Annotated in this window: 15 protein-coding genes; 8 read left to right on the top strand and 7 right to left on the bottom strand. The window is 59.9% G+C overall.

The window, feature by feature from the left end; all coding sequences use genetic code 11:
- Positions 1-57 precede the first annotated feature (57 nt).
- Positions 58-456: a hypothetical protein gene (locus ACIX8_RS24725; RefSeq protein ID WP_014266535.1), complete on the top strand. Its 399-nt coding sequence runs from the start codon at positions 58-60 to the stop codon at positions 454-456.
- A gap of 49 nt (positions 457-505) precedes the next feature.
- On the opposite strand, the gene ACIX8_RS25325 is transcribed toward ACIX8_RS24725, so the two are convergent.
- Entirely contained in the window at positions 506-1,483 is a 978-nt protein-coding gene (locus ACIX8_RS25325) for a rhodanese-like domain-containing protein (protein WP_014266534.1), read from the bottom strand.
- A 395-nt stretch (positions 1,484-1,878) separates the two neighbouring features.
- Between ACIX8_RS25325 and ACIX8_RS16625 the strand changes: the two genes are divergently transcribed.
- Entirely contained in the window at positions 1,879-2,751 is an 873-nt protein-coding gene (locus tag ACIX8_RS16625; protein ID WP_014266533.1) for a TIGR03435 family protein, read from the top strand.
- A gap of 563 nt (positions 2,752-3,314) precedes the next feature.
- Here ACIX8_RS16625 and ACIX8_RS16620 read toward each other — a convergent pair.
- On the bottom strand, positions 3,315-4,199 hold the full coding sequence (locus ACIX8_RS16620; protein ID WP_014266532.1) for a CPBP family intramembrane glutamic endopeptidase: 885 nt from the start codon (positions 4,197-4,199) through the stop codon (positions 3,315-3,317).
- A gap of 168 nt (positions 4,200-4,367) precedes the next feature.
- On the bottom strand, positions 4,368-7,487 hold the full coding sequence (gene uvrA, locus ACIX8_RS16615) for an excinuclease ABC subunit UvrA (RefSeq protein WP_014266531.1): 3,120 nt from the start codon (positions 7,485-7,487) through the stop codon (positions 4,368-4,370).
- 260 nt (positions 7,488-7,747) lie between these two features.
- Here uvrA and ACIX8_RS25985 point away from each other — a divergent pair, with 260 nt between their 5' ends.
- Positions 7,748-7,918 carry a hypothetical protein gene (locus ACIX8_RS25985; protein ID WP_014266530.1) on the top strand — a complete coding sequence of 57 codons (171 nt, stop codon included), beginning with the start codon at positions 7,748-7,750 and terminating at the stop codon, positions 7,916-7,918.
- Positions 7,919-8,146: 228 nt separating this feature from the next.
- On the opposite strand, the gene ACIX8_RS16610 is transcribed toward ACIX8_RS25985, so the two are convergent.
- The gene (locus ACIX8_RS16610; RefSeq protein WP_044176935.1) at positions 8,147-9,076 is read right to left on the bottom strand and encodes a hypothetical protein; all 930 of its coding nucleotides are present in this window, start codon (positions 9,074-9,076) and stop codon (positions 8,147-8,149) included.
- Between the two features lie 212 nt (positions 9,077-9,288).
- Here ACIX8_RS16610 and ACIX8_RS16605 point away from each other — a divergent pair, with 212 nt between their 5' ends.
- The 3 genes from ACIX8_RS16605 (at position 9,289) to ACIX8_RS16595 (ending at position 12,124) form a co-directional block, all read left to right on the top strand.
- Entirely contained in the window at positions 9,289-10,338 is a 1,050-nt protein-coding gene (locus ACIX8_RS16605) for a hypothetical protein (RefSeq protein ID WP_150110640.1), read from the top strand.
- A gap of 119 nt (positions 10,339-10,457) precedes the next feature.
- Complete coding sequence (locus tag ACIX8_RS16600; RefSeq protein WP_014266527.1) at positions 10,458-11,105, top strand: nitroreductase family protein; 648 nt, start codon at positions 10,458-10,460, stop codon at positions 11,103-11,105.
- A gap of 56 nt (positions 11,106-11,161) precedes the next feature.
- The gene (locus ACIX8_RS16595) at positions 11,162-12,124 is read left to right on the top strand and encodes an alpha/beta fold hydrolase (RefSeq protein WP_014266526.1); all 963 of its coding nucleotides are present in this window, start codon (positions 11,162-11,164) and stop codon (positions 12,122-12,124) included.
- Between the two features lie 309 nt (positions 12,125-12,433).
- Here the strand turns inward: ACIX8_RS16595 and ACIX8_RS16590 are convergent, their stop codons facing one another.
- Complete coding sequence (locus ACIX8_RS16590) at positions 12,434-13,060, bottom strand: UbiX family flavin prenyltransferase (protein ID WP_014266525.1); 627 nt, start codon at positions 13,058-13,060, stop codon at positions 12,434-12,436.
- A 135-nt stretch (positions 13,061-13,195) separates the two neighbouring features.
- Between ACIX8_RS16590 and ACIX8_RS16585 the strand changes: the two genes are divergently transcribed.
- Positions 13,196-14,281, top strand: a complete 1,086-nt coding sequence (locus ACIX8_RS16585) for a hypothetical protein (protein ID WP_014266524.1) — start codon at positions 13,196-13,198, stop codon at positions 14,279-14,281.
- A 187-nt stretch (positions 14,282-14,468) separates the two neighbouring features.
- Here ACIX8_RS16585 and ACIX8_RS16580 read toward each other — a convergent pair whose 3' ends face one another.
- Together ACIX8_RS16580 and ACIX8_RS16575 are read right to left on the bottom strand one after the other, a co-directional pair.
- Positions 14,469-15,047, bottom strand: coding sequence for a YkgJ family cysteine cluster protein (locus ACIX8_RS16580; protein WP_223295569.1), 579 nt, complete (start codon positions 15,045-15,047; stop codon positions 14,469-14,471).
- 122 nt (positions 15,048-15,169) lie between these two features.
- A complete protein-coding gene (locus ACIX8_RS16575) occupies positions 15,170-16,246 on the bottom strand; it encodes a hypothetical protein (RefSeq protein WP_014266522.1) in 1,077 nt (358 codons plus the stop codon).
- 171 nt (positions 16,247-16,417) lie between these two features.
- Between ACIX8_RS16575 and ACIX8_RS16570 the strand changes: the two genes are divergently transcribed.
- Positions 16,418-17,758 (top strand): inositol-3-phosphate synthase, encoded by a 1,341-nt coding sequence (locus ACIX8_RS16570; RefSeq protein ID WP_014266521.1) that lies wholly within the window; start codon positions 16,418-16,420, stop codon positions 17,756-17,758.
- Positions 17,759-17,905 lie beyond the last annotated feature (147 nt).

Genomic DNA, 17,905 nt, shown 5'->3' with positions numbered 1-17,905 from the left:
GGTGAAGCGTACGGCCATGTTTGAACCGCTATGCATCCAAGTTATGTGAGGTTGTTTATGAAAACTCCTTTCACCTTCTTGTTGCTAATGCCGCTGGCTTTTAGTCTCATTGCCGTCGGTCAGAATTCTCCTCAGCCTCAGACTCCGCAATCTCAACCTGCTCCCGCAGCCCCGCCACAAAAACATAAACGTAGTGCTGGAGGGGATATCGGCAGCGGCAGCGGCGACATTGGCAAAGGCGCAGGCAAGGGGGCCGAGGGAGTCGGCAAGGGAGCCGGCGACCTGGTAACGCTGCATCCTGTGGGGGCGGTCGGGAATGTCGGTAAAGGTGCTGGAGAGGCTGGCGTAGGCGCTGCCAAGGGAGCCGGCAAGATCGGCAAAGGCACCGGAAGGCTGATCGCGAAGCCGTTCCACCATTCAAAAAAGGCTGAAAGCACGGACACACCTCAACCCTAAGGGTGTTCATGCCAGGGCAATAAAGTACAGGAATTGAGCCTACCGCTTTTCAGCGGGACAGGTTTTGGGGAGCCTTGCCTGGCGGCACAATCGGCAGACCTGCTGCGTGCCATGCATGGAATCCACCCACTACGTCCGTCGCGCGCCAGAGACCGAGATCCTGCAGAGACGCGGCCGCGAGGCTTGAGGTATAGCCTTCGGAGCAGAACACGATCACCTGAAAGTCATGATCGTTTGCGACCGGCAGCCGAGCGCTGGATGCAGGGTCGAACCGCCACTCGAGCACGTTACGCTCGACGATCAACGCGCCCGGAATACTACCCTCGATCGCGCGCTGGCCTTCGGGCCGGATATCGACGAGGATTGCCCCTGTTTTGTCCACCGCCTCATTGGCCTTCTCTGGAGATAGCCGTCGCAATCGAGCACGTGCTGCTGTAAGCAGCTGCTCAATGCTCAAGGCTCCAGCTGGTTTTGTGGGGTTCGGGTTCTGCACGTGTCGCTCCTGATTCAGTGTCTCAGCCCGTTCTGACACGCTTTCGCGCGGAACCAGCTGATTTCCCTCCAGCTCGTACTCGTTCATATCGGTAAGCGGAGGTGAATAGGCATGAATGCTGATGGCCGGCGCGAGGGAGGCATTACGGACGTCATGCGCGTACTCGGAGCCGAAGGCGCGCGGGTGGCCCGGAGGGATCACACGGGTCTGCTCCCCAGGACGATGCTCCTCGAGAATCCCGGTCGCTACGACGAAGGCTCCCGCGGACTCCCCGTGGTCGTGGAAGCCGGTGGATTGCCCGGGCATCCAGCTGATCACCCAGATGTCGTGGTCGGGGCCATGATACAGCCGCTCATACCAGCGATCGTCGGCGCGCAGCCGCACACCGTCCAGCCATCCCTCTGAGGATGCGAACTGCGAGACGATGCTGGCGAGTTCTTCGGGCGTTTTCGGCGTTGCGCCGATCTGGCTCTCCGCGGCTGTCCATGTGTTGATGGCGGCCTGTACAAATGGTTCCTGTGTTGCGAGTTGCATGGGATATCTCCAGAGCTGAACCGTCGCCAACGAGCCCAGGCGTGGATGCCGGCTTGTGGACGGAAACTATTGAACCAAGGATGAGTTCTAGATGAGCTTTGGAGAGGGAATTTCAGGAGTCTCTGAGACTGTCGCAGCTCACCCAGCGAGGGGCTGGTGGCAGCGACAACAAGGATGCAGAGGAAACGCCATATCTGACGCTAGCATGGCCTGAAGAATCGGGTCAATGTTCGAGTATTGGCCAAGGCGGCGCGCCTGTGGGCCTATTCCGCGCGAAGGATAGGTGGACGCCTCCTCATGCTCAAGGAACGCGCATGAGGAGGGGCATTCGGCACAGATGTCCTGTGCCGGTTTTTAACTAGTGCGCTCTGTGGTCTGTCTGTATCTTGGAGAGCATGAAAAGCGGCTACTTGTGGAGAAGGCTTTTCGGTGCGCTTGCCGCAGTGTCTTTAGCTTTTATTGCTGCGGAACCCCCTCTAGCACATGGTCAAGGCGCGTACCCTTCACAGACGCCTTTGGCGTTCGACGTGGCTACCGTAAAGCCTGACGACCCTGGCAAGATGATCATGTCCGATCTGCGGGTGTATCCGGGTGGGCGCTTGATTATCCATGGCTACAGTCTCCGGGCGTTAATTTCAGAGGCGTTCGACCTCCCCGGATGGCAGGTGGTTGGCGGGCAGAAGTGGGTGGACACATCCCGGTTTGACATCGAGGGCAAGCCGCCCGGGGAGCTCCGAAACACGATCTCCGGAGGCGAGTTCTCCCACTTCGGCATACATGACCTACAGGTACGATTAATGCTGCAAGCCCTGCTCATCGAACGGTTTCATCTGAAATTCCACATGGAGAGCCCGGAGGGAACCGTATACCTGTTGAAACGTGGTGACGGTCCGTTGCGATTAGAAGCCTCGGAGTTGAATCTCTACACGCGGTCAGAGGATGGAAGTATCACCCCACGCGACGCCTATCCAACTGGCGATGTGGGTATGGCCAGTGGAGCGCCCGTGGCCATTTATCAAACTTCCATGCTTCAACTGGCGCGTGTACTCAGCAACCTTAAGCAAGTTCCTGTGAGTGATCAAACCGGATTACCTGGTTTTTATAACTTCAAATCAAAGACCGTCCTAACTGATGAGGACTTCAAAAATGGAGGAACGATGCATTTCCTCGTGGATGCCGTGCCGGAGATGGGATTAAAGCTCGTGAAGACGAGAGGTGTGGTCGAGAAGCTCGCCATAGACAATGTCGAGCCGCTGTCTGCTGACTAAGACTCGGATCAGAAATCCGGCCAGGGAGACGGAGGGAGCCGTAGCCTTTAGGCTCGGGCCTTCTTTCGGCTGCCATCAAAAGGCCCGGGGCTAAAGCCCAATTCTTGCCTGTCCTTGATTCCGTAGCCTAAAGGCGATTGCCTCCCTTACCCTCCGTCCCGCGACGCTAAAGCGTCACGGTTTGCGCTTCGCGCTATGGGGTAATGCTGGTACTTCAACGAATGAACGACTCACCACACTAGATGAACGCCCAGACCTTGACCTTGTTGCCGCCGATTCGTCCTGTGAAGCCTCGGAATTCGGCCGCAGGATCTCTTATAGGCGGCTTCAAGGCCATCTGGTGATGCGCTATTTCTTTTCTTTCATCCCCACAAATGAAAAGAACCGATACTGACAATCTGTACAGCGATAGGGCCTGAACAGCAGCAGAAGGTGCTCAAGTAATCTTCTGCGGGACCGGAGTACTTCTTTTGAGCCACAGCGGGGGCACGTACGCAAAACTGCCATGCGATGTACCTCTGCCCCAGTTTAGGCTATCGCGGCACGAAAACTTTATAAAACCGCTATGAATTCAATTTTTCGAGGTGGCGATAACCGCCTGTAGAGAAAAAAGCTATGGCGAAGATAGTCAGATTGTAGGTGGCGTGCATGAGGGTCGAGCAGGCCACGGAGTGTGTCCGGACGCGTACGTACGAGAAGATCAGGCTCACGGTATAGATCACGCCGACCGCGCCCCAGTTGTGCGAGAGCTGTCCTGCGTGCAGCAGCGCGAACGGAATGCTGGAAAAGATGGCTGCGAAGATTACGGCGGAGCGGGTGTGGCCGGAGGAGCTTTCCCAGCGGCTCAGGCCGGCTGGAGTGCGTTCCAGGGAGAGCCAGTCGTACGCCGTGGCGAAGGCGGGAAGCAGGAAGCCACGGAAGGCGATCTCTTCTCCCAGCGGGGCGAGCAGAACCCCGAAGAGCGTGACGGCCCACGCGCCGAGAGACGTGTGCATGATCTCGGTGATGGGGTCGCTGGCTGGAGAAGGCGGCAGAAAACGGTCCATGCCCTGCGAGGCGAAGCTCACCGCGATGGCTGCCGGAACGATCCACATCCAGCGCCGGTGGGCGGCGAGGACGTTCCACTGAATGCCGTGCAGAAAGGAGCGCTCCCACAGGCGGGGGAAGAGCCAGAAGGAGGTGAGCAGCGTAAGCAGGTAGCCGAGGGCCTGCGCGGCGAGTCCGAGACCGGGGTGCTGGCGCGCTGCCTCATCCGTCTGGATGTGTGCAGCGGCGGCAAAGCCAAGAGCGCAGAAGGCCAGCCAGGTCGAGGCCAGCGAGAAGAACAGGAGGGCGTGTCCAAGGTGCGGAATCCGCTTCGCCGGCCCGTGGTCCTTGGCGGGATCGGTATCGTGCTGGATGTCGAGCGCTTCGTCGCGTACAGGTTCGATGATGGGAGAGTTGTTCATGTGAAGACAGTCGGTAATGGGCCGTGCGGTGAGGCGGCGTTGACTTTAGCCCTGGGAAGCTCTTAAGTGGGGGCGGTATTCCCTCCGCGGCTAAAGCCGCACGAATTTCAGGAGTCTTACGGCGGTACTAAAGTACCGCCCTTTCAAAGCCAGACACTTGTTCAGAGGTTACTTAGAGCCTTTTTTTGTTGCGGTCTTTTTGGTGGCGGTTTTCTTTGCGGACAGTTTCTTCTGCGCGTCCGACTCCGGTTTTGTCTTTGAGGCTGTCGGTACGCCGGTCTTCTTCTCCGGTGCGATCCACTTCGGTTTGGCTGGTTTCTTCTGCAGGTCGGGCAGCTCTATCGGCGGCAGATACTTGCTGGCCGTTAGAGTTCCTGCGCTCTCATAATAGCGCGCAAGAAACTGTCCGGTGTAAGAGCGCGGTTCGCGGGCGACCAGCTCGGGCGGTCCCTGCGCGACGATGGTACCGCCGCCCTCGCCGCCCTCCGGGCCCATGTCGATGAGGTAGTCGGCGTTGCGGATGATGTCGAGGTTGTGCTCGATGATCATGACGGTGTTGCCGAGGTCGGTGAGGCGATGCAGCACTTCGAGCAGGCGGCGCACGTCGTCGAAGTGGAGGCCGGTGGTGGGCTCGTCGAGCAGGTACAGCGTGCGTCCGGTCTGGCGTTTGCTAAGTTCGCGCGCGAGCTTCATGCGCTGCGCCTCGCCGCCGGAGAGCGTCGTCGCCGACTGGCCGAGGTGAATGTAGCCGAGCCCGACGTCCACCAGGGTTTGCAGCTTCTGGTTGACCGCCGGAATGTCTTTCAGGACAGGCAAGGCTTCTTCGATGGGCAGGTCGAGGATGTCGGCGATGGAGTAGCCGTTGAACTTTACGGCGAGCGTCTCCTGGTTGTAGCGGCGGCCGTTGCAGACGTCGCACAAGACGTAGACGTCGGGCAGGAAGTTCATCTCGATGCGGCGCTGGCCTTCGCCCTGGCAGGCCTCGCAACGGCCACCCATCACGTTGAAGCTGAAGCGGCCGGGCTTGTAGCCTCGTTCGCGCGAGTCCGGCAGCATGGCGAAGAGATCGCGGATGGCGGTAAAGACGCCGGTATAGGTGGCCGGATTGGAGCGCGGCGTGCGGCCGATGGGCGACTGGTCGATCTGGATGACTTTGTCGAGCTGTGCCGCACCGTGGATGGCCTTGTGTTCGCCGGGTTCTTCGCGGGAGCCGTAAAGCTCCTTGGCCAGCGAGCGGTACAGGATGTCGTTGACCAGCGTGCTCTTGCCCGAGCCGCTGACGCCGGTGATGACGGTCATCACGCCGAGAGGGAAGTGAGCTGTGACGTTCTGCAGATTGTGCGAACGGGCGTCTTCGACCGAGAGCCACTTGCCGGTGACAGGACGCGGAGCCTTGTCCGGCGTGGGGCGGGTGACGATATCGATCTTGCCGCTGAGGTACTGGCCGGTGACGGATGCGGGGTTCGCCATGATCTCGGCGGGGGTGCCGGAGGCCATGAGAAAGCCGCCGTTCTTGCCTGCGCCGGGGCCGAGGTCGAGGATGTAGTCGGCCTTGCGCATGGTGTCTTCGTCGTGCTCGACGACGAGGACGGTGTTGCCGATGTCGCGCAGGTTTTCGAGGGCTGAGATGAGCCGCTGATTGTCGCGCTGGTGCAGGCCGATCGAGGGTTCATCGAGCACGTAGAGCACGCCGCGAAGACGCGAGCCGATCTGCGTGGCGAGGCGGATGCGCTGGCCTTCTCCGCCGGAGAGGGTTGCCGCAGAACGGCTGAGAGAGAGGTAGCCCAGGCCGACGGCGTTGAGGAACTCAAGGCGCTCGATGATCTCGCGCTGCAAGCGGTCGGCGATGAGGCGGTCGCGGCCGCTGAAGTGCATGGACCGTGCGCCGAGCAGAGCCCGTTCGAGCGAGAGCGAGGTGAAGTCGGCGATGGAGGCATCGCGCCGTGCGTCGGAGCTTTCAAGCGGCTCGGTCTCGTCCTTCGTGGAGGGAGGATGGGCCGCGGCGTCGGCCAACGGGATGGTGACCGCGAGAGATTCGGGGCGAAGGCGTTTGCCGTGGCACTGGGGGCACTCGGTCGCGGACATGTACTGCATCATGTAGTCGCGATAGCCCTCGGATTTGGTGTCTTCGAGGGTGTCGCGCAGCCAGGCGAAGATGCCGTGGAAGCCGGTGCGACCGGCCTCGTTGCGCGGCGGGCCGTAGAGCAGCAGGTCCTGGTGCTCCTTGCTCAGGTCGGAGAAGGGTTGCTTCAGGTCGATCTTGTACTTGTCGGCTGCCAGCTTGATGAGCTTGAGCAGGTACTGCGACGCCGAGCCGGGACCCATGGCGCCGTCGAGCAGCGGCTTCGACCAGTCGGTGATGGTCTTGGCGGGATCGAAGTCGTAGATCGAGCCGAGGCCGTGGCACTCCGGGCAGGCGCCGTAGGTGGAGTTGAACGAGAAGCTGCGCGGCTCGAGCTTGGGGACGTTGATGCCGCAGTCGGGGCAGGCCATCGAGGAGCTGTAGAGCGTCTCGTTGTAAGTGCCGCCGGGGGCCTGCAGACCGATGAGCACGAGTCCGTTGGCCAGTTGCAGCGCCGTGGTTACAGCGACGGCGAGGCGGCGGGTGTCGAAGGTGGTTTGGCCTTCTTCGTCAATGATCGGCTTCAGGATGATGCGGTCGACGATGGCTTCGACGGTGTGGTTCTTGCGCTTTTCGAGGCGCATGCCCTCTTCGACTTCGGTCATCTCGCCGTCGATGCGGACGCGGTAGCCCTTTTTGTCCAGCGCTTCGAGCTCTTCACGGAACTCGCCTTTGCGTCCGCGCACGACCGGCGCGAGGACGGTGATGCGCTCGCCGGGGGAGTCGGTGCGGTTGCGCTCGACGATCTGGGCGACGATCTGTTCGGCGGACTGGCGCGAGATGGGCCGGTGGCAGTTGGGGCAGTGGGGCTGGCCTACGGAGGCGTAGAGCAGGCGCAGATAGTCGTAGATCTCGGTGATGGTGCCGACGGTGGAGCGCGGCGAGCGGGAGGTGGTCTTCTGCTCGATCGAGATGGCGGGGGAGAGGCCGTCGATGGAGTCGACGTCGGGGCGCTCCATCTGGTCGAGGAACTGGCGGGCGTAGGCCGAAAGGGTTTCGACGTAGCGGCGCTGGCCCTCGGCGTAGATGGTGTCGAAGGCGAGCGAGCTCTTGCCGGAACCGGACAAGCCGGTGACAACCGTTAGCGTGTTGCGCGGGATGGAGACGGAGACGTCCCGCAGGTTGTGCTGGCGGGCGCCGCGGACGTTGATGTGAGTAAGGCTCATGCGATGTCAAATACCGAAAGCGGCCAAAACTTTAGGATACAAGGTTCTGGGCCGGAGGGGGTTTCAGGCGCGGACAGGGAGATGTTCCCTGATGGTCAACAGTTCTTAAAATTTTCACCGTGCAGGGGCTGAAAAGTTGCATCAGAATGGCATGGGGCGGAGAAATCCGTGTCCATTCATCCTTTATTGAGGATTTCGGGATTAGTCTTTGGCCGGAGTCGTGTTTAGGATAGTCAGTTTCAACTCTGCTGGAGGCGGATGTGATCAGTTCCCTGATGTTGGTGTGTGCCGTGGCTGCGTCGTTGGCGTTGGGTGTCCTTTTGACCTACGGCATCTGCCAGATCATGTTTCGCATCTTCCGCATGCACGCGATGGCGGCTGCGAAGGAACGCGTTTCGAGTCCTGCCGTGCATGTTGCGATTGAAGGGTAGAGGCGTTCATCCACGTCATGTGACCGTTGGGGCTTCGTCCAGATTACTTGCCTGCCTTAGCAAAGAGCCCGGGCCTAAAGGCCTATTCTCGTCGAACCCTTATTCCGTAGCCTAAAGGCTACGGCTCCCTCCGACTCCGCGACGCTAAAGCGTCACGGAACGCGCTTCGCGCTGTGAAAATCATTCAAGCTGCGACGACAATCCACGCTATGACCACGATTCAAATGCTTATTGCGGGGTTGCCGGCGGCGTAGTGGGTGCGGGCGTTGTGTTCTGCTGTTGCTTCTGCAGTTGTTGCAACTGCTGGTAAATCTGTTCGGGCGTTTTGGCGCCATTGGACGGCGTGCTGGTGGTGCTGCCGGGGGGCGGCGGATTGGGGGCGTCTACGATGCCGGAGGTGGACGGCGTAGTCGATGGGGTGGGAACGAAGTCGGTTGGTACGGAGTCCGTTACAGGCAAGGTAGACGCGGTCGGGGAGGTGTTCGAAGGGCTCCCGTTCACGTTGTTTGCAGGTTGGGGAATGCTCTGCGGGCCGCTGGTTGGTTGCGTGGCTTGTGGCTGAGGCCCAGCCTGCGGGAAGCCGGGTCGCGTTGGCAGAAGCCTGGGCTGCGCGGGTTGCACGACGTCATGCGGAGGGAGGTCCTCGGCACCGTCGTCAAAGCCAGGAGCGTTCGGGTTCGGAGGGGTTGGGCCTCCGTTGCGCGGGGTAAGGACCAGCTCTGTTGGGGAGTTGGTGTCTGACTCGCGTAACAGGATGTTGCTTCCCGTGCCGCCCAGAAGCGTTGCCAGGATCGTCGAAGGCTCTGCCGGGCCGTAGTTGCCGAAGACTCGTTCGTCGACCACGCCGCCGGTAATCTTCATCCCGGTAAGGCGGCTGATCTCGCGCAGAATCTGGTTCAGGCTGGAGTTGTCTGCCCGTACGTTGAGCATGCCGGCGGCGTAGGTGACGGTCGCATGATGGGCAGGTGTGGTGGGTGTGGCCGGTTTTGCCGCGATCGGCGCGGGGAGCGTCGTAGGCGAGTTTGCCGGCAGCGTGGAGGCTTGAGGTGTTGCGCCAGGGAGCACCTGCGCGCCAAGATTGCCTGCGGCAAAGCTGAAGGCGGCGAACGCAGACACTACGATGATCTGCCGGAGGCGCGAGTTGGAATAGGAAGTCATCTCTTTAGGGTGGGACGTGTGTGCTCGCAGGAAGGTAGCCTTGCAGATCAAGAATACGCTGTGCCTCTTTATGGCGAGCTTGATAAGCTCGCTTTGGCGGCAGAAGGTCGTGCCACTGGACTCGGAGCGTCCACCTTCGTATGCTGTGCGGGGAGCGCCATTCAGACGCGGGCTTCCAAAGCGGTATCCAGAACGGTATCAAGAGGGGTATTTTGAGACGTATCCGAACCATTACCGGGTCGACCGCGAAACGTGCTTTGCCGGTTGCGATCGCTCTTGCGTTGCTGCCGGTTGCCAGTGCGCCGGTTTTCGCCCAGAGCTGCACGACCCAGGCCGCGCTGCAGCCTGCTTTGCGCGACACGCTGGCGGGCGCTGCCCATACGCTGGGGACGGCGGTCAAGGCCGGCGATATCGCCGCACTCAAGGCCATCACGATCCCGGAGTATGCCAATAACTTTGCCCCAACCGAATACCTGGTGCGGACGACGAGCGAGAAGCTCGCGGGCAACAACTTGAGCGTGACGCAGCTCTATGTGCTCGACGCGACTACACGCAAGGCCGGCGACACGAGTGAGGCAGACTTTAGCTGTCCGCTGAAGGGCACCACCTCTGAGGTGGATTTTTCCATTGCGGCGCTGCCTCCCGGACGCTATGCCTTTGCGATGGTCGAGGCCACAGGGGGTGTGCATCCCTGGCTGCTGTCGTTCCTGTTGCAGGATGCCGGCGGATGGAAGATGGCCGGGTTTTATCCGCACGCGCGTTCCGCCGCCGGGCACGACGGTCTCTGGTACTGGACCGCGGCGCGTGAGCATGCGAGGGCGAAGCAGTCCTGGCTGGCGTGGCTGTACTTCCGCCAGGCGGAGGAACTTCTCAGCCCGGCGAGCTTTGTCACGAGCACCCTGCTGGATAAGCTGCATTCGGAGCAGAGGATAGCCGCTCCTCCCGAACTTGCCGATATGCCAGAGGGGCCGAGCACTACGACACCACTCGTTCTCAAGGCTGCTAATGATGTAGAGTTCCGGTTTACTTCGCTCAGCAGCGAGAGTGCGCCTGACGATAAGAGTCTTCACCTGGTGCTGCACTATGCAGCGGATGCCAACGCCGCCGCGGATGCTCTGCGCACACGCAGCGAGGCTGTCGCCAAGGCCCTGATCGATGCCCATCCGGAGTTGCGACAGGGGTATAGCGCTGTGCTTGTCTTTGGAGATATCCCGCAACAGAATCCCGTGGTTCTTTCTCTGGACATGGACAAGATTCCCTGAGCTGTAACAGGGATCGGTTCAAATGACGGACAGCGTTTTTAAAGACAAAAACAAACGATAAAGATAAAGATCGTAAAGATAGAACAACTGAAAGATCTAGCTGCATTTGGAGGACGATGATGCCAAAAACACAAAAGTCACTGGCCCAGGCGATTCGCGACCGGCGTGCTACCCCGAGTTTCGATGGGGAGCCGATTCCCGCCAGCGACCTGCGACAGATTCTCGATGCGGGCTTGCATGCTCCAAGCGGGTACAACATGCAGCCGTGGCGCTTTATCGTCGTGCAGCAGCCGGAGCAGCGCAAGCGGTTGCGCGCGGCAAGTTACAACCAGGCCAAGATCGAGGAGGCCTCCGCGGTGATCGTTGCGTGTGGGGACCGCGATGGCTGGCGCAAGGATCTGGACGAGATGCTGCGCATGGGGCGTGCCGCGGGGATGCCGGAAAGTTATGCCGCGCAGGCGGCCAATAGTGTCCCGTCCTATCTGTCGAGCTTTACCGACGAACAGATGCGCGGATGGCTGAACAAGCATGTGATGATGGCCCTTACCTCGATGATGTTGATGGCCGAGGTGATGGGTTATGACACCGCGCCGATGGAAGGGTTTGAGCAGGCCAAGGTCTGCGAGACGCTGCGGCTGCCGATGAGCTATTGGGTCGTCGCCTTGCTGGCAGTTGGGCAGCTTCGTGGGCCTGACAAGTACGATGGCGGACGCTTCGATATCTCACACACGGTGTTCGGTGAGGAGTATGGCAAGCCTCTGAAATAAAGCCTGGTAGAAGCCTAGTAGAGTGGATAGCAGTGGTTGTAAAACGAGGATCTGCGATGAGAACGCTGCTACGCCTGTTCCTGTTGGTCATTGTGCTCGGACTGCTGGGCGGCCTTGCTTTCTATGAGCGTCCGCTCTGGGTCCAGCGGCAGAGCATCCACCTTGGCCTGTTCCTGGCGCATGTTCATAGCAACTACGTTATGACTCCCGAAGGCCGCGTGCACTACTACGAAGCGGAGCCGCCTATCTCCGGCGGAGGTGTTCCGCTGGTGCTGGTACATGGCCTTGGCGATAGCTCCGAGAGCTGGGCTCCGATGCTCAAGCGGCTGAAAAAGGCCGGTTTCCATGTCTATGCGCCGGACCTTCTCGGCTATGGCCGCTCTCCCAGGCCTGCCGACAGCGACTATTCCATGGGTACGCAGGCGAAGTTTGTGACGGACTTTATCCAGGCACTTGGCTTGCAGAAGACGGATATCGGCGGATGGTCGATGGGCGGCTGGGTCACGCTGAAGGTCGCGCTGGATCATCCTGAGCTGGTGGATCGCGTGGTCCTGTACGACAGCGCCGGCCTGGCATATGAGCCGCAGAATATCGCGGAACTGTTTCATCCTGCCGATGGCGTCGCGCTGCAACGGCTTGCTGACCTTCTGGAACCTCATGGTGGCACTGTGCCTGCGTTTGTCCGGCGGGATGCCCTGCGGGCCTTTGCCGCAAACCAATGGGTTGTCGACCGCAGCATGCAATCCATGCGGTCGGGCAAAGACGTGGTGGATGCGAGGCTGAGCACGCTTAGCCCGCCGTTGTTGATTGTGTGGGGCTCGGACGACCAGTTACTGCCGTTGTCGGTCGGACGGCAGTTCCACGATCTCGATCCACGGTCTGAGCTGGATATTGTCGAAGGGTGTGGACATCTGGCTCCGAAGACCTGCCCGTCAAAGGTGGCTTCGGCTACGGCGGACTTCCTGAAGACGAATCCTGCTCCTTCGGGGAGTGTGAGAACGCTTGCGCGGATGCATTGAGGTTTTGAGCGGCACCACGATCGCGATGGACCTATGGCATTTTGTTTTATCTCGCCACAGAACCGTCATCCTGAGCGAAGCGTCCCGGTTTTTGGGGACGCGGAGTCGAAGGACCCCGAGGGTTACAGTGCTGCCCACGTCCTTCGCACCTTTTCTACTTCAAGCGCTCGAGCCTGGGCTTTCGTGGTGGAAAAGGTCCCGACGGCATGGGCGAGATGACGTCCCTCGGGGTCCTTCGACTTCGCACCTCGCAAAAGCGCGAGGCGCTCCGCTCAGGATGACGATTCAATGGGGATAAAACAAAAACACCTAGAGGTTTGAATCAGCCGCCGGGTTCCATTGGAACGCGTTGGGTTGTGGCAGGCCCATATGCTGCAGCACGCGGTGGACATAGTTGTGCGCGATGTCCTCGACCGTCTGGGGATGGTTGTAGAAGGTGGGAATTACGGGAAAGATCGTGGCTCCTGCCTCGGTGGCTGCGGCCATGTTGCGGATGTGGATGAGGTTCAGCGGCGTTTCGCGCACGCACAGGATGAGCCGACGTCGCTCTTTGAGGCAAACGTCGGCGGCCCGTTCGATCAGGTTTCCCGCCAGGCCGTGGGCGATGCCGGCGAGCGTTCCCATGGAACAGGGGAGCACGATCATGCCGTCGCAGGGATAAGACCCGCTGGCGATGGGGGCGCCGATATCTTCATAGGCGAGTTGCACGATCTTTGTGGAGCTTCGGCCAAGCAGCTTTTCTACCATGGAGTTACGGCCGTTGATGCCGGCTTCCTCTGCCAATACCCGCAGTGCACTCGGCGAGACCACCAGATGGACGTGTGCCACGCGCTCGTCTGCATCTAACAAACGAAGCATTTCGCGCGCGAAGAGCGAACCACTCGCTCCTGTGATGGCCAGCGTCAGATTTCGGGCGGCTGCGTTTGAGAAAGGCATCAAAGTCGATTATCTCGCAAATATTCAATACTTTTGCGCGCGACATTTTTTGCAAAGGCGACGTTTAATAGCTAAGTGGTAGTGCGATCCGGCAAAAACGGGGTGTCCGGAGCTGTTACGCCCAGGAGGACCTCGATGAGAGCCCAGGAAAGGCATCTACGACAATCCGGTATTCCGGGCTTTTGTGGCCTGACGGTAACTCTCTTTTGCCTGGCACTCTGTATGCGGGCTCAGGCCTCCGTGGCGGTGCTGGTGGAACAGCCCTATGGCGGATTGTCCAGAATTAATCCTGCAGGCCACTCGGCCGTTTATCTGGATCATGTGTGTGCGGAGTCGCCGACGAAGCTGCGGGCTTGTCGGGAGGGCGAGCTGGGCGTGGTCCTCAGTCGCTATGATGGCATCGATCATTATGACTGGCTTGCGATGCCGCTGGTCTCTTACCTGTACGCGGTGGACTCTCCGGAGCAGATTCCCGAGACGATGGATCGTGCGGGTGAGATTCTGATACGCGACGCCTATCGCCGGGCTCATCTTCAGGCGATTGCTCCTGATCTCGAGGATGGAAAAGCGCCTCCGGGCAACTGGTATCAACTGGTCGGTTCGTCGTATGACCGTACGATCTACGGCTTTAGTGTGAAGACGACTCCCGAGCAGGATGCGGGATTGATTGCCGCGTTCAATGACCGCAAGAACGTCGAGCGCTATAACGGAGCGTTTATCAACTGCGCGGACTTTGTGCGGGTGACGATCAATCGCTTCTATCCTCACGCTATTCATCGCAATTTTATTGGGGATTTCGGTATCACCTCGCCGAAGTCCGTGGCACGCGGATTGGCGCACTATTCGGTCAAGCATCCGGAGACCGGGTTGCAGGTGTTCGTGATTCCGCAGGTGAAGGGGGAGATTCCCCGAAGCCATGCCATTCAGGGGGTGTCGGAGAGCCTGTTGAAGAAGTATGGTGTGCCGTTGATCGTGCTTTCGCCGACGACGACCGCCGCGATCTTTGTGGCGTATATCAGCCATGATCGTTTTGCGATGCCGAAGAATGCTCCTACGCTGGATCTCCGCGAGGCGGAGGCGAAGAATGTGGCGGTTGCCAAGCCGGTTGTGCCTTCCGGAAGGACGGTGTTGACGAAGGCAGGCACGGTTGTGCCTGCTGCTACGGTGACGCCGGGTACGGTAGCGTCGCCAGCGACAGCCAATGGGGTGACGGAGGAGTAGGTCTCTCTCGTCGTGAGTTGTTTTCGTCCGGTTCTAGCCCCTTCGGGGCTTAGTTCGGCGCCGGGTCCCATCCTTGTACGATTTCCGAAATGCCAGGTGTTATCAGGCAACGTTTTGCTCTGGGGGAACTACCGTCATTAACGAGCTACGAGCTACGAGCTACGAGCTACGAGCTACGAGCTACGAGCTACGAGTTGCAAGTCACGAGTTGAGCTAGTGCGAAGGCGATGATTGTCGGTCCTTGCAGGCCGGTGCGTTGTTCGGCTTCGGAGATCAGCTTCTCTTCCAGGGGACGCCAGCTTTGATCCATCTCGCAGCGGGCGACTTCGCTAGCAGGAGCGTCGACGAAACATAGTTCGCAGACGCCGAGGCCGTCGTCTTCATTGCGCACGGGCGGCCCGAAGGTACGGCACTGCACGGGGCGGAAGGCGTACAGGTCACAGGTGCCGGTGACCGGGTCGAGCACGGGGCAGGGTTCTTCGTTTGCGAAGTCGTCGAAGGCCTCTTCGTGATGGGGCTCGGTGAAGAGCAGGCCCGTGGCGGGGTCTCCGGGGAAGTCGCGGCTGAGCCGGCTTCGTGCTGCCTCGACGCGAGCTCTTATGCGATGAGCGACAGCAGGATCGGCGGCGGCCAAGCCTGTGCGCAGTGTTTCGGCGTCGAGCTGTGAAATCGGGAAGACGCCGATGCAGCACTGGTGGCAACCGGGTTTGCAGGCGAGCCACTCCCCGGAGCGGACGGTGGTGTCCGCAAGGGCGGTGTCAAGGATGGGGAAAAGCTCGGTGATGGGAGGCTCCTATTCGTTAGAGCAAATTTCCTGTTACTGGGAAGTTGAATCGGGCGTGCAGTACCGTTTTTCTGGAAAAAAAGGCCATAAATGTTGCGGTTCCGCTATACACCTACAGGGAATTTGCTCCAGCGTCTGGCTGGAAGCACCCAGCGGTTCCAGACGATCAGCCCGATGCATGGCACGAGGAACACGGTCAGTTCGTCGAAGACGCGGATTTCGACGACCACGCCGACGAGCAGCATCGCCAATGCCCATAGCGGAAGCAGGATGGCGACTGAGCGTGCGAGCGCGCGGTCGCTGATCCAACGATAGCTGTGAATCAGAAGTGGCAAGGTGAACCCGAAGAGCCCGAGGAACAGCGGCCATTGGAAGGGATTCAGCAGCGACTTGAGGTTATGCAGGAGATGGAGGTCGAAGAAACCTCCTCCTTGCTGCCCCGCTTCGAAGCCATTCTGAAGAAAGTGATGATGCAGCCAGAGACGAAGCGCGACCCACACAATCGCCTGGAGCGCGACGTGCGGAGCGACGCGTCGCATGGCTGCCGCTCGGGATTCGGGGGCGTCTGCGCCGAACCAGGCATAGAGGACGAGAAAGATCGTGATGAAGCAGAAGGTCTCGCGATTGAGCGTGCCGACGAGGAAGACCGGCAGCAGCAGCCAGTAGCGCTGCGTGAAGACCAGCCATACTGCGAGGCTGAAGAGTGCGAGGGAAGGAACGTCGTAGGGCAGGGAGTAGCTCAGGCCGTAGACATCGACCAGGTTGAAGTACGCCATATAGAGCGTCAGGAGCGCGGCCCAGGAGGCAAACTGGCGGTCGTGGGTGAGGTGCAGAAGGCTGGCGCGTGCTGCGAAGATGGCGGCCAGCATCGAGAAGAAGGCTGTAAACAGGAGAACGATCAGGTAGGGATTGTGAAACTCCTGTGGCAGGTGGGAGGCGAGCCGGAGCAGCAGCGGAGCGAGATGGCTGTTGCCGGCGGTCAGGTCCAGCACCCAGGCCATCAGGACGCGGCCCTGGTAGGGAAGCTGTTCGTTTCCGTGGGAGTAGCGCACCAGATTCAGGAATTGGGGACTCCTCCAGACGTACAGCACGGAAAAGTGTGCGCAGGCGAGCACCACGAAGGCCAGCCAGCCCAGGCGTGCTCTGGCGTTGGGCGCGACGGGGGTGGAGACGGCTTCCATGCCGCCATCGTCTCATGGCACGGCATGGGGCGGAAGCAAAGAATTGAAACGGGTACGATACCGGCGATACGCAGGTTTGCCTAAGGCTTCTGCCATGGGCGATACTATCGGGGCCGCTATAAGGAAATATTTCCCACGACGGACATCTCGGACGGAAGGTAACACCATTTCATGTCAACATCTGGCACCGCCAGCCCACAGGCAGCGGACATTACGCCTGCCAAAGGAAAACTAGGAATTATGATCCCCGGAATGGGAGCGGTCGCAACCACTCTCATCGCCGGCGTGGAAGCGGTTCGCCGCGGCTTTGCCAAGCCCATCGGGTCGATGTCGCAGATGGGTACCATCCGTCTGGGCAAGCGCACCGATGACAACACCCCGCTGATCCGGGACTGGGCTCCGCTTGCAGATCTGAATGACATCGTCTTCACGGGTTGGGATATCTTCGGCGGCAACCTGTTTGACGCCGCGAAGACCGCCGGTGTGCTCGACCGCGACCAGCTCGAGAGCATGCGGCCCTTCCTCGAGTCCATCGAGCCGATGCCTGCTGTGTTCGATCAGCGCTGGGTCAAGCGCCTTGATCCCAAGGTACAGAAGATCGGCAAGAACAAGTGCGACCTCGCGAACCAGATTCGCAATGACATTGCGGAGTTCAAGTCCAAGACCGATCGCCAGGTGATGATCTGGTGCGGTTCGACAGAGATCTACATCGAGCCGAAGCCCGTCCACATGACGCTGGAAGCCTTCGAGAAGGGCCTCGTCGAAGACGATCCGGATATCGCTCCCTCGATGCTCTATGCGTGGGCCTGCCTGAAGGAAGGCATTCCCTTTGCGAACGGTGCACCGAATCTCACGGTCGATATTCCTGCGCTGCAGGAGCTGTCGAAGAAGATGAACGCGCCGATCTGCGGCAAGGACTTCAAGACCGGTCAAACGTTCATCAAGACCGTCCTCGCGCCTGCCTTCAAGACTCGCCAGCTTGGCGTCAGCGGCTGGTACTCGACGAACATCCTGGGCAACCGCGACGGCGAGGTTCTCGACGATCCGGACAACTTCAAGACCAAGGAAGTCTCGAAGCTCGGGGTTCTCGAGCACATCTTCCAGCCGGAGAAGAACCCGGAACTCTATGGCGATATCTTCCACAAGGTTCGCATTAACTATTACCCGCCGCGTGGTGATAACAAAGAGGGTTGGGACAACATCGATATCTTTGGCTGGCTCGGTTACCCGATGCAGATCAAGGTCGATTTCCTCTGCCGCGATTCGATTTTGGCGGCTCCGCTGGCGCTTGATCTTTGCCTGTTTATGGATCTTGCCGCTCGTACGCCGACGCTGCGTGGGCTGGGGATTCAGGAGTGGTTGAGCTTCTACTTCAAGGACCCGGATACAGCTCCTGGGGTTTATCCCGAGCACGATCTGTTTATTCAGTCGATGAAGCTGAAGAACACGCTGCGGCACATTATGGGCGAGGATCTGATTACGCACCTCGGCCTGGAGTACTACGGCGACTAGTTGGTTTTAGGAGATGAAAGGCCCTGCTGATGCAGGGCCTTTTGTTTTGTGGCTAAGCTGGGCATTTGTGCTGCTGCGGGCGGGAAGCAGGTTCGCTCGCTACGCTCGGAATGACAACCAGAAAAGCAAAGGCAAAGGCAGGGCTTG

Source organism: Granulicella mallensis MP5ACTX8, from assembly GCF_000178955.2.
GTDB classification, from domain to species: Bacteria; Acidobacteriota; Terriglobia; order Terriglobales; family Acidobacteriaceae; genus Granulicella; species Granulicella mallensis.
The sequence above is the reverse complement of the archived record's forward strand: the minus strand, read 5'-3'. Positions and strand labels throughout refer to the sequence as shown.